This is a genomic window from Sphingobium sp. LMA1-1-1.1 (assembly GCF_040676365.1).
GTDB lineage: Bacteria > Pseudomonadota > Alphaproteobacteria > Sphingomonadales > Sphingomonadaceae > Sphingobium.
Genome location: NZ_JBEGHS010000067.1, coordinates 33,965 through 47,687, shown reverse-complemented (window position 1 = coordinate 47,687; position 13,723 = coordinate 33,965). Strand labels below are relative to the sequence as shown.

16 protein-coding genes are annotated in these 13,723 nt (G+C 64.5%); 10 read left to right on the top strand and 6 right to left on the bottom strand.

Translation table 11 applies throughout. From position 1 onward, the window contains the following. Positions 1–50 precede the first annotated feature (50 nt). Together rlmB and MRBLMA1_RS20315 are read left to right on the top strand one after the other, a co-directional pair. Complete coding sequence (gene rlmB / locus MRBLMA1_RS20320; RefSeq protein ID WP_133653414.1) at positions 51–791, top strand: 23S rRNA (guanosine(2251)-2'-O)-methyltransferase RlmB; 741 nt, start codon at positions 51–53, stop codon at positions 789–791. 37 nt (positions 792–828) lie between these two features. Then, positions 829–1,572 carry a hypothetical protein gene (locus tag MRBLMA1_RS20315; protein ID WP_414714697.1) on the top strand — a complete coding sequence of 248 codons (744 nt, stop codon included), beginning with the start codon at positions 829–831 and terminating at the stop codon, positions 1,570–1,572. A 130-nt stretch (positions 1,573–1,702) separates the two neighbouring features. Here the strand turns inward: MRBLMA1_RS20315 and MRBLMA1_RS20310 are convergent, their stop codons facing one another. Next, positions 1,703–2,020 carry a 2Fe-2S iron-sulfur cluster-binding protein gene (locus MRBLMA1_RS20310; RefSeq protein WP_363739374.1) on the bottom strand — a complete coding sequence of 106 codons (318 nt, stop codon included), beginning with the start codon at positions 2,018–2,020 and terminating at the stop codon, positions 1,703–1,705. 77 nt (positions 2,021–2,097) lie between these two features. On the opposite strand from MRBLMA1_RS20310, the gene MRBLMA1_RS20305 reads away from it, so the two are divergent. The 3 genes from MRBLMA1_RS20305 (at position 2,098) to MRBLMA1_RS20295 (ending at position 3,599) form a co-directional block, all read left to right on the top strand. Beyond that, positions 2,098–2,715 (top strand): DNA-3-methyladenine glycosylase family protein, encoded by a 618-nt coding sequence (locus MRBLMA1_RS20305; protein ID WP_363739372.1) that lies wholly within the window; start codon positions 2,098–2,100, stop codon positions 2,713–2,715. 146 nt (positions 2,716–2,861) lie between these two features. Beyond that, positions 2,862–3,089, top strand: a complete 228-nt coding sequence (locus MRBLMA1_RS20300) for a DUF2188 domain-containing protein (RefSeq protein ID WP_363739370.1) — start codon at positions 2,862–2,864, stop codon at positions 3,087–3,089. A 72-nt stretch (positions 3,090–3,161) separates the two neighbouring features. Further along, complete coding sequence (locus tag MRBLMA1_RS20295) at positions 3,162–3,599, top strand: response regulator (RefSeq protein ID WP_363739368.1); 438 nt, start codon at positions 3,162–3,164, stop codon at positions 3,597–3,599. Here the strand turns inward: MRBLMA1_RS20295 and MRBLMA1_RS20290 are convergent. Both MRBLMA1_RS20290 and murA read right to left on the bottom strand, forming a co-directional pair. Next, positions 3,544–5,067, bottom strand: coding sequence for a sensor histidine kinase (locus MRBLMA1_RS20290; RefSeq protein ID WP_363739367.1), 1,524 nt, complete (start codon positions 5,065–5,067; stop codon positions 3,544–3,546). The genes MRBLMA1_RS20295 and MRBLMA1_RS20290 overlap by 56 nt on opposite strands. Further along, positions 5,060–6,343 (bottom strand): UDP-N-acetylglucosamine 1-carboxyvinyltransferase, encoded by a 1,284-nt coding sequence (gene murA, locus MRBLMA1_RS20285; RefSeq protein WP_363739365.1) that lies wholly within the window; start codon positions 6,341–6,343, stop codon positions 5,060–5,062. Before murA ends, MRBLMA1_RS20290 begins: the two co-directional genes overlap by 8 nt. Positions 6,344–6,547: 204 nt before the next feature. Here murA and MRBLMA1_RS20280 point away from each other — a divergent pair, with 204 nt between their 5' ends. Beyond that, complete coding sequence (locus MRBLMA1_RS20280; RefSeq protein ID WP_363739363.1) at positions 6,548–7,285, top strand: Crp/Fnr family transcriptional regulator; 738 nt, start codon at positions 6,548–6,550, stop codon at positions 7,283–7,285. A gap of 24 nt (positions 7,286–7,309) precedes the next feature. Here the strand turns inward: MRBLMA1_RS20280 and MRBLMA1_RS20275 are convergent, their stop codons facing one another. Then, positions 7,310–7,876, bottom strand: coding sequence for an HNH endonuclease (locus MRBLMA1_RS20275; RefSeq protein ID WP_025549923.1), 567 nt, complete (start codon positions 7,874–7,876; stop codon positions 7,310–7,312). 124 nt (positions 7,877–8,000) lie between these two features. Here MRBLMA1_RS20275 and gluQRS point away from each other — a divergent pair, with 124 nt between their 5' ends. From gluQRS to MRBLMA1_RS20255, 4 genes are all read left to right on the top strand, one after another. Beyond that, on the top strand, positions 8,001–8,876 hold the full coding sequence (gene gluQRS / locus MRBLMA1_RS20270; RefSeq protein ID WP_363739360.1) for a tRNA glutamyl-Q(34) synthetase GluQRS: 876 nt from the start codon (positions 8,001–8,003) through the stop codon (positions 8,874–8,876). Positions 8,877–8,886: 10 nt separating this feature from the next. Beyond that, entirely contained in the window at positions 8,887–9,120 is a 234-nt protein-coding gene (locus tag MRBLMA1_RS20265) for a twin transmembrane helix small protein (protein WP_133653424.1), read from the top strand. Positions 9,121–9,133: 13 nt separating this feature from the next. Continuing rightward, positions 9,134–9,703 carry a cob(I)yrinic acid a,c-diamide adenosyltransferase gene (locus tag MRBLMA1_RS20260; RefSeq protein ID WP_363739359.1) on the top strand — a complete coding sequence of 190 codons (570 nt, stop codon included), beginning with the start codon at positions 9,134–9,136 and terminating at the stop codon, positions 9,701–9,703. A gap of 138 nt (positions 9,704–9,841) precedes the next feature. Further along, positions 9,842–10,714 (top strand): GGDEF domain-containing protein, encoded by an 873-nt coding sequence (locus MRBLMA1_RS20255; protein WP_363739358.1) that lies wholly within the window; start codon positions 9,842–9,844, stop codon positions 10,712–10,714. Positions 10,715–10,845: 131 nt separating this feature from the next. On the opposite strand, the gene infC is transcribed toward MRBLMA1_RS20255, so the two are convergent. Beyond that, entirely contained in the window at positions 10,846–11,379 is a 534-nt protein-coding gene (infC, locus tag MRBLMA1_RS20250; protein WP_133653427.1) for a translation initiation factor IF-3, read from the bottom strand. A 218-nt stretch (positions 11,380–11,597) separates the two neighbouring features. Continuing rightward, positions 11,598–13,595, bottom strand: coding sequence for a threonine--tRNA ligase (gene thrS, locus MRBLMA1_RS20245; protein ID WP_363739555.1), 1,998 nt, complete (start codon positions 13,593–13,595; stop codon positions 11,598–11,600). Positions 13,596–13,723 lie beyond the last annotated feature (128 nt).

Genomic DNA, 13,723 nt, shown 5'->3' with positions numbered 1-13,723 from the left:
GGCGAAAGGAGACTTGCCTGTCAATGGTCCAATGTGAAAAGAGCGCTTCCATGAAAAGAGGAAATCGCACCGGAAAGGCCAAAGGGACCTTTCCCCGCTTCTATGGACGGCATGCCGTCATCGCCGCGCTCGCCAATCCGGACAGGGTGGTGCGCAAGATCTGGGGCACGCGGGAGGCGCTGAACGCGCTCGACCTGCCGCCGGTCCTACCCATCGTCTATGCCGACGGGGCGGATCTGGGCCGCATGGTGCCGTCCGACGCGCCGCATCAGGGGATCGTGGCGGAGGTAGAGCCGCTGGATGATGTCTGGCTGGGCGACGCGCTGGAGGCCGGGCGGGACGATCATCGTCCCGTGCTGGTGCTGGACCAGGTGACCGACCCGCACAATGTCGGCGCGATCCTGCGCTCCGCCGCCGCGTTCGACGCGCTCTGCATCGTCACGCAGGACCGCCATGCTCCGCCCGAATCGGGCGTGCTGGCGCGCTCGGCATCCGGCGCGCTGGAAATCGTGCCCTGGGTGCGGGTCGTGAACCTTGCCCGCGCCCTCGATGAAATCGCGGAAGCGGGCTTTTGGCGCATCGGGCTGGACGGCACGGCGGAACAGACGCTGGGCGAGGCGATCGGCACGTCCCGCGTCGCGCTGGTGCTGGGGGCCGAGGGCGAAGGGCTGCGCCACAACAGCATGGCGCATTGCGACATTTTGGCTAAGCTGCCGATCAGCCCGCGCATGGAGAGCCTGAACGTCTCCAATGCCGCGGCAATCGCCCTTTATGCCGCTGCCAGCCGGTAGCGGCCCGGGGCCACGGACGACAGGGGTTTCGATCGTGATGATTTTTCTGCGCTCGGCCGTTGTGCTGGCGGCCAGTCTGCTGCTCTCGGCCTGCCTGGTGACGCCGGGCAAGTTCGACTCCACGCTGGACATCCGGGCGGACCGGAGCTTCAGCTTCACCTACAAGGGCGAGATCCTGGCATCGGACATGGGCAAGGGCCTGGGTTCGATGCCCGGCAATGACGATCCCATCGACGGCGCACCACCCAAGGACCAGCAGAGCAGCCTGCATACGGCGCTCCAGTCCAAGACGCAGGGCAAGACGGAAGAGCGCTTCGACGTCAAGGACGACAAGAATGACGAGCAGCAGATGCAGGCGATCGCCGCAGCGCTGCTGAAGGAAAAGGGATTCCGGTCGGCCCGCTACATGGGCAATCACCGGTTCGAGATCGACTATGCGATCAGCGGCCGGCTGACCCACGCCTTCCTGTTCCCCTTCAACAGCGATGCGCAGATCGTGCTGCCCTTCGTCGTCGTGGAGTTGCGCGGGGAAGACCGGGCGCGGGTGAAAGCGCCGGGCTATTCCAACGGCTATGACAAGAGCCAGGGTCCGATGGGCGGGGGCAATGACGATGCCGCCAAGGCGCTGGACGGCACCTTCACCCTCACCACCAATGCAGAGATCGTCAGCCAGAACCAGGAAGACGGCGCGCAGGACACGCCGCAAGGGAAACGGATCGTCTGGAAGGTGACGTCCCTGACCAGCGAGGCACCGGCGGCCACCCTGAAGTTCAGGCCGTAAAGCCATGCTGCGTCAGATTCAACGCAGCACAGGTCTCATCGGCTGGCGCGGATCATCGCGCGCTCGCGCCAATCCCGGCCCTTCCGCATGCGGGACGGGCATGTTCGGGATTGGTCACCCGCGACCGGATTCAATCTTCCGGCGCAATCGTCACGCGGAGACCGTCGAGCGAATCGTTGAACTGCAACTGGCAGGACAGGCGGCTCGTCTGGTTGCGATGATCGGAGCTGTCGAGCAGGTCGTTCTCGTCCTCGCTGATCGCAGGCAGGCTGTCGGTGAAGGCAGGGTCGACGTAGACATGGCACGTCGCGCAAGAACAGCAGCCACCGCAGAGGGCCAGCAGTTCGTCAAATCCGTTGTCGCGGATGATCTCCATCACGGAAAGGCCGCTGTCCGCCTCCACCGTCTGTTCTTCGCCCGCGCGGTTGACCACGATCAGTTTCGCCATGTACCCAAGTCCCTCTAATTTTTTCCCGCCGCTCATGTCGGACGAGCAGCAGGAAATCAAGGGCCAGGCGACAAATCATGGTGAATACGGCAGAAGCGTTGCGGAACAGCCTGGATATCATAGCTGCGATGGAACCCGGTTTCGCCGCGGCCATCGGCCGGGTCGGTTATCCGCCGCCCCGCGTCCGCGAGCCAGGTTATGAAACCTTGCTGCGCACCATCGTCGGCCAGCAGGTGAGCGTTGCCGCGGCCGGGGCGGTCTGGCGGCGGCTGGAAGCCGAACTGGGCACAGGCTGCGCGCCGGACGCCCTTCTCGCCCGTGATTTCGATACGTTGCGCGCCTGCGGCCTGTCGCGGCAGAAGCAGGGCTATGCCCGAAGCCTGGCGGAACTGGTGGTCAGCGGCGAAATCGACCTGCACAATCTGCCCCAGGATGATGAGGAAGCGATCGCGCAACTGGTGCAGGTCAAGGGGATCGGGCGGTGGTCGGCCGAAATCTACCTGCTGTTCGCCGAAGGGCGGCCGGATGTCTGGCCGGCGGGCGACCTCGCGGTGCAGATCGAGATCGGACGGATATTGGGCCTCGCTCAGCGGCCCAGCGAGAAGCTGACCCGCGACGTCGCCGAACGCTGGCGCCCCCATCGCGGCGCGGCCGCCATCATGGCATGGCACCATTATAATACGGAGGTTTTGTAGACCATGTCGAGATGGAGCACAGTTCAGGCCGACCCTGGAGGCCAGCCCCCTGTCCTGCTGCGGACGGGCCGCCGTGCGGGCCTTGGCCTGGAGCTTTGCCCGCCGGTATGCGTCGACCCTCAGACCTCGAATTTGGGAATAATGTGATGCCCCTGCCCCATGCCCGCTACATCGTCCTCGAACATGAGGGCGTCTGGAAGATCAATCTCGACAATCGCTATTATGGCCCTTTCGCGACGCAGGAAGCGGCGGTGGAAAATGCGACCGCCACCGCGCAAAAGGCTGGCGGCGCGGGTTATCCCGCCTCGGTCCTGCTGATGCGCGGCACCGCCTTCGAGACGCTCTGGACCAGCGTGGAGGCAGACAAGGCCTGAAAAATTTTGCGCTCCCACGGGAACCTGTGACGGATCTGCGCATTTAACGCCTCCGGTTGCGTGGACTGTGGGATGAGCAAAAAGGTTCTGATCGTAGAAGACGAAATATTCGTCGCCCTGGAAATTGAGCACATCGTGGAGGATGCGGGCTTTACCGTCGGCGCCATCGCGGCCGATCGTCAGGCTGCATTGGACGCTGCCCGCCATTGCGACATCGCGCTGGTCGATCTCAACCTGCGCGACGGCCCCACGGGACCGGGCATCGGCGTAGAACTGGCCAGCCAATTTGGCATCCGGGTCATCTATGTGACGGCCAATCCGGCGCAGATCGGGACCGCCTCAGCCGCTGCGCTCGGCGTCATCACCAAGCCTTTCCGCGCCCACAGCATCGCCGAAACGCTGCACCTTGCCGCCGCCGAAAGTCCTGAGCTGGAAGCCGCCGAAATCGCCGGCTTCACCCCTTTCCTGCCGCCACCCGGCTCATTGACCGGGCTGGAATCCAGAGGCTGAGGCTCAAGCCTTCCGGCCGCCATTGCCGGGTCATGCGCCCGCCCAGTTGCCGTTCCACGCTCAACTGCATCAGCCGGCTGCCAAAACCCTCGCTGGTGGCCGGTGCGGGCGGCGGTCCGCCCTCCTCGCGCCAATCGATGCGGATGTGGTCGTCCTCACCCTTCACCTCGATCATCACCTGCCCGCCGGGTGCGGAAAGCGCGCCATATTTCGCGGCGTTGGTCGCCAGCTCGTGGAACAGCAACGCCAGCGGCGTAGCGGAACGGTCGTCGATTTCAGGATCGTCGCCGATACAGCGGATGCGCGGTCCCAGCGCGTCGCGATAAGGCGTGAAGATCTGCTCCAATATGCCCCACAGCCGGCCGTCACCCTGATCCGGCTGGGAATTCGGGCCATGGGGCCGGACGAAATCATGGGCGCGGCCCAATGCCATGATGCGATCGCGCAGGTCGTCCGCCGCGGCGCGGATTTCCGGATGCTGGCGCGCCGACAGGCCGATCAGCCCGGAAATCACCGAAAAAATATTCTTGATCCGGTGCGAGAGCTCATGGGCAATGATCTCCCGTTCTTCCACCATCGCGATCTGGTCGTTGATGTCGGTACAGGTTCCGATCCAGCGAACGATCGCCCCATCCTCATCCCGGATCGGCAGCGCGCGCCCCAGCGTCCATCGATAATCGCCGCTGTGATGGCGCAACCGATATTCGATCTCATAGGGTTCGCCGGTCTCCAGCGAACGGCGCCAGCGGCCCCAGGCGCGTTCCTGATCGTCAGGATGGAACATGCCGTTCCATCCCTCGCCATCGGTCGAACCCGTCGGCACGCCGGTAAACTCGTACCATCGTGCATTGTAATAGTCGTGATAACCGTCCGGCAGCGTCGACCAGACCATCTGCGGCATGGTGTCGGCAAGCGTGCGGAACATCCGGTCGCTTTCCGCCACCGCCTGCGCGTCCCGTTGCTGCCGGGCGATCACGTCGCGGTCGCGGCGGCGCCCCTCCAGCTCGACCATCACCTGGCGGGCCAGGAGAGACAGTCCCTGGCGCTGAAGGACGGTCAGGTCGTCCCGCGGCTTGTCATCGATGACGCAAAGCGCGCCCAGCGACGCATCCTCGCTGTCGATCAGCGGCGCACCGGCATAGAAACGGATGAACGGCGGCCCCGTGACCAGGGCATTGTCACGAAAACCGGGATTCTGCGTGGCATCGGGGACGACGAATATCCCCTCACCCTGCATGGCATGGGCGCAGAAGGACACGTCGCGGGGCGTTTCCTCCGCGTCCAGCCCGGTGCGGGCCAGGAAACGCTGGCGATCATCCTCGACGATGCTGACAAGCGCGATGGGCGCATCACACAGCGCGGCGGCGAATGCGGTAATCTGGTCGAGCGTGGCGAAGCCCCCGGTATCGAGATCGTAGCGCGCCAGCAGCGCCGCGCGATCGGTCTCGAGCCCGCGCCCGTCAACCATCGCTGACGCGTTCGATGTCCGCGCCAACGGCAGAGAGCTTTTCCTCCAGCCGCTCATAGCCGCGGTCGAGATGATAGACGCGGTGGACCTGGGTTTCCCCTTCAGCGGCAAGGCCGGCAAGGATCAGGCTCATCGAGGCGCGCAGGTCCGTCGCCATGACCGGCGCGCCGACCAGCCGGTCGACCCCGCGCACGACCGCGGTGCGGCCGTTGACGCCGATGTCGGCCCCCATGCGCGCCAGTTCGGGAACATGCATGTAGCGGTTCTCGAAGATCGTCTCGGTCAGCACTGATGCGCCGTCCGCGCGCGTCAGCATCGCCATGAACTGCGCCTGCATGTCGGTCGGAAATGCGGGGAAGGGCGCGGTCGAAATGGTCAGCGGGCGCAGCCGGCCGTCAGCCGACACCCTGATCCCATCCTTCAGCTCCTCGACATGGACACCCGCCTCGCGCAGCGCGGCCAATATGGCGTGCATGTCATCGGCGCATGCCCCGGCCAGTTCCAGCGAGCCGCCGGTGATCGCCGCGGCGCAGGCATAGCTCCCCGCCTCGATCCGGTCGGGCATGACGCTGTATGTCGCGCCGTGCAGCCGTTCGCGGCCGTGGATGATAAGCTTGTCGGTCCCCACGCCCTCTATGTCGGCGCCCATGGCGTTCAGCAGGTTGCAGAGATCAACGATCTCCGGTTCCCGCGCCGCATTTTCCAGGATGCAGCTGCCCTTGGCCAGCACGGCGGCCATCAGCGCATTCTCCGTCGCGCCGACGGACACGACCGGGAAGGTGTAGATGCCCCCCGGCAGGCCGCCGTCGGGCAGACTCGCGCGCACATAGCCGGCGTTGATCTCGATGATCGCGCCGAACGCCTCCAGCGCTTTCAGGTGCAGGTCGATCGGGCGGTTGCCGATGGCGCAGCCGCCGGGCAAGGACACCCGCGCCTCTCCCGCGCGCGCGAGCAGCGGGCCGAGCACCAGGATCGATGCACGCATCTTGCGCACGATGTCATAGGGCGCTTCGGTCGAGGTCACGCGGCCGGCCCGCAGCGTCATGACGCGGCCGAAATCCTCAGGACGGGCGCCCTCGATCATCGTCGACACGCCAAGCTGGTTCAACAGATGGCCGAAGCTGTCGACATCCGCCAGCCGCGGCAGGTTGCGCAGCGTCACCGGCTCGTCGGTCAGCAGCGCACAGGGCAGCAGCGTGAGCGCGGCGTTCTTCGCGCCGGAAATGGGAAGGCGGCCGTTCAGCGCTTTGCCGCCGCGGATGTGAATGCGGTCCATCGGCTGGGTTCTTAACGTTAATTACGGTTTCCGCAAGGCGGTCGGCGCGGCTGTCCATTCCCGGACATATTTCCGCGCACAATTGAAACATTTGTGCGTTCGTCCGCCCATTATTGATCGAGTTTAGTGCAGTTTGCGCAAATGCAGCCAAAAGACGCGTGGGGCGTTTTGCCATCGTAACGACAATGCAAGCAAAAAGGTGTTTTGGTGGCAACAAGTTGTTTCGCGGACAGGTTGGCGAAGCATGTGGCCCTGTCCGATGCAGAAAAAAAGGCACTTACAAGGCTGGAGGAGAATCCCCGCAAGGTAAAGCGCGGCGCGATGATACAGCGCGTCAACGAAATGGTGACCGAACTCTTCGTCCTGCGCGAAGGACGGGTGATGAGCTTCGTGATCCTGCCTGACGGAAGCCGTCAGATCCTGCGCGTCTACTTTCCCGGCGATTTCATCGGATCAGCCAGCACGATCTACAGCCGGGCGCCGGAATCGCTGGTTGCGCTGTCCGATGCGATCATCTGCCCGTTCGACAAGCATGCGCTGCGCCGTCTGCTAGAGGAATATCCCCGCGTCGCAGCGCTGCTGTTCCTGCTTTCCAATGCGGAACGGGTCGCGCTGACGGACCGGCTCGCCTCCCTGGGACGCACCTCTGCCAAGGCGCGGGTGGCATCCTTCCTGCTCGACATATTCGACCGCCTGCGGGTGACCGACGATGGCATCACTGACAGCTTCGACCTCAAGCTGACGCAGGAGGAGATCGGGGACGCGATCGGCCTCACCTCCGTCCACGTGAACCGGATGATCCGGCAGATGGAACAGGAAGGGCTGATCAGCCGGGCCAATGGACGGATCACCCTGCGCGACATGGCGCGGCTGGAGGAAATCGGCCATTATACCAACCGGCACAAGGATATGGACCTGGATTGGCTGCCGGGCCTGGATTGACGGCATCCCCTCCGGAGAGGGATTTTACGCCAGCAGTTCCACGTCCCAATAGAGCCAGTCGTGCCAGCTTTCGTGCAGATAGTTGGGCGGGAAGGCCCTGCCATGTTCCTGCAATTGCCAGCTTGTCGGGCGGATCGGCGTCACATGCAATTGCATATGCGCCTCCTTCGGTGTCCGCCCGCCCTTCTTCAGATTGCAGGGCGAACAGGCCGTGGCGACATTTTCCCAGGTCGTCCGCCCGCCCGCGCGCCGCGGAATGACATGGTCGAAGGTCAGATCGTTCGGGGAGCCGCAATATTGGCAGGCGAACTTGTCGCGCAGGAACAGGTTGAACCGGGTGAAGGCGGGATGTTCCGACGGCTTCACATATTGCTTCAGCGCGATCACGGAAGGTATCTGCATCTGGACGCTGGGGCTGTGCACCTGCCGCTCATAGCTGGCGACGATGTCCACCCGATCCAAAAAAACCGCCTTGATGGCGGTTTGCCAGGGCCACAGGCTCAACGGATAATAGCTTAAAGGCGTGTAGTCCGCATTCAGGACCAAAGCCGGACAGTTTTCCGGATGTCGTATCAGGTCGGGATGGTACATATATTACCCTTCAACCCCCTTTCGCCACCGCCCTGATCGATCAGAAAGGTGACGACAGCATGACAGCATCATCGACCCCATCCCGTCAAGGGCCTGTATGACTCAATCGGCACGACCACAGCATATGGTGACTCGCTTTGCGCCAAGCCCCACGGGTAGGTTGCATGTCGGCCATGGCTGGTCGGCGCTGCTGGCCATGGACCTGGCGCGGGCGCGGGGCGGGTCCTTCCGCCTGCGGATCGAGGATATAGACGGCACCCGCAGCCGGCCGGAGCATGTCGCCGGCATCGTCGAGGATCTGCACTGGCTGGGCATCGCCTGGGACGGGGACATCGTGTTCCAGTCGGCGCGGCTCGACCATTATCAATCGGCGCTGGAACGACTGAAGGCCATGGGCCTGCTCTATCCGTGCTTCTGCACCCGCGCCGACATCGCCGCCAGCGCGACGGCGCCGCACGGGCCGGAGGGGCCGGTCTATCCCGGCACATGTCGCGGGCTGAACGATGCGCATCGGGCAAGCCGGATCGCGGCCGGCCATCCCCATGCATGGCGGATCGACATGGCGCAGGCGGTCGCGCGGGCGGGCCCGCTGCAATGGCATGCCCTGCCCTTCCCGCCGAATGACGATGCGGCAACGGCCGTCCCTGCCGGACCGCTTGCCGCGGGCGACGTCGTGCTGGCGCGCAAGGATGCGCCCGCCAGCTATCATCTTTCCTGCACGCTGGACGATGCGGCGATGGGCGTGACCCATATATTGCGCGGCGAGGATCTGCGCCCCGCGACCGACATCCACCGCCTGATCCAGGCGCTGCTCGACCTGCCCTCCCCCCTCTATGCCCACCATCCCCTGCTGGTCGGACCGGACGGCAGGCGGCTGGCCAAGCGCGACGGATCGATCGGCCTGGCCGATCTGCGCGCGGAGGGCATGGACCCGCGGCGCCTGGCCGACGATCTGCGCCATGCGCGCTTTCCGATTGGCATTTCCCTGGGCAGCGCCTAGATTCGATCTCATGAACACGCTGCTCGTCATCGCCCTCATCCTGGCCATGGGCGCCACCCTGTTCGCCCTGATCCGGGGAATCATCGCCTTTCTGCAGGCGACCAAGGAACAGTTGAACTCGCCGGAAGGCGGACCCAGTCCATCCAGCCTCAAGCAGAACAGGATGATGATGAACCGCATCCTGTTTCAGGCAGTGGCGGTGATCATCGTGGCGCTGTTGCTGCTGATGAAGGGCCACGGCTGAGCGCCCGCCCGTCATGGTGAAGCTGAACAGGATCTACACCCGCACCGGTGACGCGGGCACGACCGGGCTGGTGGATGGATCCCGCCTGCCCAAACATGCGCCGCGCATGCAGGCGGTAGGCGACGTCGATGAGGCGAACAGCGCCATCGGCCTCGCCGTCATCGCGATCGGCGACAGGCCGGAGGCGGGCTGGCTGACGACCATCCAGAATGATCTGTTCGACCTGGGCGCCGACCTGGCCACACCTATGCCGGAGGGGGAGGACGAACCCTGGGCGTTGCGGATCGTCTCGTCCCAGGTCGATCGGCTGGAGCAGCAGATCGATGCGATGAACACCGATCTCGCCCCACTGGACAGCTTCGTCCTGCCCGGCGGCTCGCACGCCGCCGCCGCCGTGCATCTGGCCCGTGCCGTCACCCGCCGCGCCGAACGCTCGGCCACCGCCGCAGCCGTCGAGGTCGCGATCAATCCGCAGGCATTGGCCTATCTCAACCGTTTGTCCGACCTGCTGTTCGTGATGGCGCGGCGCCTTAACGGCAATGGTGCGGGCGATGTCAAATGGGTGCCGGGCGCGTCGCGCTGAAGCGATTTCCCGGCAATCGACGCCATTCGACTCATGGGCAGCACGGTTCGTCCCTGCGCCAGGCGTTAACCCTGTTGCTTCACCGCCTCTTTACGCGCCGCCCCAATTTTGGCCCGATCGCTATGACAGGGCCCAGGGATGCAATTCTACCTCGCGACTTCCTTCATCTTCCCCCGCCCCTTGCGGCTTCGCCTCCTGACCCTCTGCCTTGCGACCACTCATCTGCCGCTGCTCGGCTATATCCTGTGGGGCACGGCGACGGGGCGGATCGCCTGGGCGGAGTTCATCATCTTGACGCTGGCGACCATGGCGGGCGCTGCCGGAGCGCTGATCGGCATTGGCGCGCTGCTGGACCCGCTCCACGGGCAGGTGAACGCGCTGAACCCGGTGGAGCAGCCGGAACGCAAGCGTTGGGCACCGACGCTGCGGGAAATGATCGACATCTCCACCAGGCTCTTCCACCGCGTGCGCGGCCCCGCCGCCACGACGCGCGAACAGATCGACGCACTGAACATCGCGGCCAATGAGGATGCGCTGACCGGCATTCCCAACCGTCGCGGCTTCCTGGCCCAGCTCGACGCGCTGCCGCTGGCCGGGCGCAAGGGCTGCATCGCGATCATCGACCTCGACCATTTCACGCAGGTCAACGAGATGCTCGGTCATGAGGAAGGCGATCGCGTGCTCGTCGATTTCGCCACGCGCCTGTCGTCGCAGACCCGTCGCGTCGACATCATCGCCCGCTGGGCCGGACAGGCTTTCGCGATCTTCTATCAGGACGCCATAGAGGAGGAGGCAAGCTGGTCGCTGGCCCGCATTGCGGAACGGATGCGGCGAGAGCCCGTGGGCACGGTGAACGGACAACCGATCACCTTCTCCGTCGGGCTATGCGCCTGGCGGGGCGGCCCGGTGATGACGGCGATCGGCAAGGCCGACGAGGCGCTCTATCGCGCGAAAAATTCGGGCCGCGGCCAGATCCAGCGCGCCGAGCGGCCCGCCGTCAGCCTGCGGTAATTCCCGGCCCTCAATCGGCATGATCCATGCCGAGACCACCTCAAGGGTCATCCAGAAGCCGCATCGGAAACAGTTCAGGCGGAGCCTGCTTCCAGACCCCGCCCGACAAAGACCACCGAAAATCGGCAAGCTTATTTCGGCGCCAGCACCATCAGCATCTGGCGCCCCTCCATGCGGGGATAGGCTTCGACCTTCGCGATCTCGCCTACATTCTCCGCCACGCGCTGGAGGAGTTGCATGCCCAGCTGCTGGTGCGACAATTCACGGCCACGGAACCGCAAGGTGATCTTCACCTTGTCGCCTTCGCCGATGAAGTCATGGACCTTCTTCATCTTCGTATCATAGTCATGATCGTCGATGTTCGGACGCATCTTGATCTCCTTGATCTCCTGCGTCCTCTGGGTCTTGCGGGCAAGGTTCGCCTTCTTCTGCGCCTCATACTTGTACTTGCCGATGTCCAGGAACTTGCACACCGGCGGATCGGCGTTGGGCGACACCTCGACCAGGTCCAGCCCCAGCTCATAGGCGCGCTCGATCGCTTCCTGCGTATACATCACGCCCAGATTTTCGCCTTCGTCATCGATCACGCGCACCTTGGGCACGTTGATGAACTCGTTGTAACGGGGACCGGACTTCGGCGGCGGCGCCATGGGACGGCGCATCATCGGGGGACGTATAGTGGCTTCTCCTATGGCAATTACGAAACGGCTCCGGCGGACTCCCGCGCATTTTGCGATCAGCCGGAACAACCAACCGATCGCGGATACGGCAAAAGACGAGCTAGAGAGTGCTCCGACTCAATCGGAGCAGCCTCTAGCGCAAAGCCGAAAGGGCCGGCAAGTCCGCAATCGCTGATTTGCCGGTCCCATGTGGCATTGCTGCCTCACCGCATATCGGGTGCCCGTGCCTCCTTTGCAAGACGGGCGATGACATCATCGAGAGAAAGAAGGCTCTGCCCTTCCTTGCCCAGCTCGCGCAGCGCCACCGTCCCTTCGTCCGCCTCCCGGCGGCCGACGACCAACAGATTCGGCACTTTCGCAAGGCTATGCTCGCGCACCTTGTAGTTGATCTTTTCGTTGCGGACGTCGGTTTCGGCGCGGATGCCGGCCGCCCGCAGCTTCTCCACCACCTGGCTCGCATAGCTGTCCGCATCGGACACGATGGTCGCCACCACCGCCTGCACCGGCGCCAGCCAGAGCGGGAAACGGCCGGCATAATGTTCAATGAGGATGCCGATGAACCGTTCATAGGAGCCGAAGATCGCGCGATGGAGCATCACCGGCCGATGCCGCTCGCCATCCTCACCCACATAGGATGCGTCCAGCCGCTCCGGCAGCACCCGGTCCGACTGGATGGTGCCGACCTGCCATGTCCGCCCGATCGCATCGGTCAGGTGCCATTCCAGCTTCGGCGCATAGAAGGCGCCTTCACCCGGCAGTTCCTCCCAGCCAAATTCGGGCGTATTGAGGCCCGCCGCCGCCACCGCGTCGCGCAGTTCATTTTCCGCCTGGTCCCACATCGCATCGCTGCCGAAGCGCTTTTCCGGACGCAGGGCGAGCTTGATCGAGTAGGTGAAGCCGAAATCCTTGTAGATGCGGTCGGCCAGCGCGCAGAAGGCCCGCACCTCCTCCACGATCTGGTCCTCACGGCAGAAGATGTGCGCGTCGTCCTGCGTGAACTGGCGCACGCGCATCAGGCCATGCAGCGCCCCATGCGGCTCGTTGCGATGGCAGCAGCCATTTTCGTAGAAACGCAAGGGCAGGTCGCGATAGCTCTTGATCCCCTGGCGGAAGATCAGGACATGCGCCGGGCAATTCATGGGCTTCAACGCCATCCAGTCGGCATCGTCCGACACCAGCGGCCCTTCATCCGCGACATTGGGCACTTCGTCGGGGATGACGAACATATTCTCGCGATATTTGCCCCAGTGGCCCGACTGCTCCCACTGGCGCGCGTCCATCACCTGCGGCGTCTTCACCTCGCGATAGCCCGCCGCATCGATGGCACGGCGCATATAGGCTTCCAGTTCGCGCCAGATGATATAGCCCTTGGGGTGCCAGAAGACGCTGCCATGCGCTTCCTGCTGAAGGTGGAACAGGTCCATCTCCGCGCCCAGCTTGCGATGGTCGCGCTTGCCCGCTTCCTCCAGCCGCGTCAGATGCGCGTCGAGCTGCTTACGATTGAGCCAGCCGGTGCCATAGATGCGCGAAAGCATCGCATTTTTCTGGTCGCCGCGCCAATAGGCGCCCGACACGCGGGTCAGCTTGAACGCCGCCGGATCGAGCTTGCCTGTCGAGGCCAGATGCGGTCCGCGGCACATGTCGAGCCAGTCGCCACCCGACCAATAGACGGTCAGTTCCTCGCCGTCGGGCAGCTCGGCGGCCCATTCGGCCTTGAACGTCTCGCCCTCCGCCCGCCAGCGCGCGATCAGTTCCTCGCGCTTCCACACTTCACGCCTGAGCGGCTTGTCGGCGGCAATGATCTCCCGCATCTTCGCCTCGATGGCGGGCAGGTCTTCCTCCGTGAAGGGCCGCTGCTTTCCTTCGACGACCGGGGGCGCGAAGTCATAATAGAAACCATCGTCCGTCGCCGGACCGAAGGTGATCTGCGTCCCCGGAAAAAGCGCCTGCACCGCTTCGGCCAGCACATGGGCAAAGTCGTGCCGCGCCAGTTCCAGCGCATCGGCCTCGTCCTTCGCCGTCACCAGCGCCAGCTGCGCGTCGGCCTCCAGCGGCCGCATGATGTCGCGCAGTTCGCCATCGACGCGCGCGGCGATGGCAGCCTTGGCCAGGCCCGGCCCGATCGCCGCCGCAATGTCCGCCGGGGTAGTGCCGGGCGCGACTTCACGCACGGAACCATCGGGCAGGGTTATCTTGAGCATGGCGGACACGGGGGGTCTTTCTGTTGAAATGCAGGTTGCGCAGCCGAAAAGGGCCGCGCCTTCCCCATAAATGGGCCGCCCGCCCTGTCAATAGAAGCCCTCTTGCCAGAGAAGCCCTCTTGTCAGTG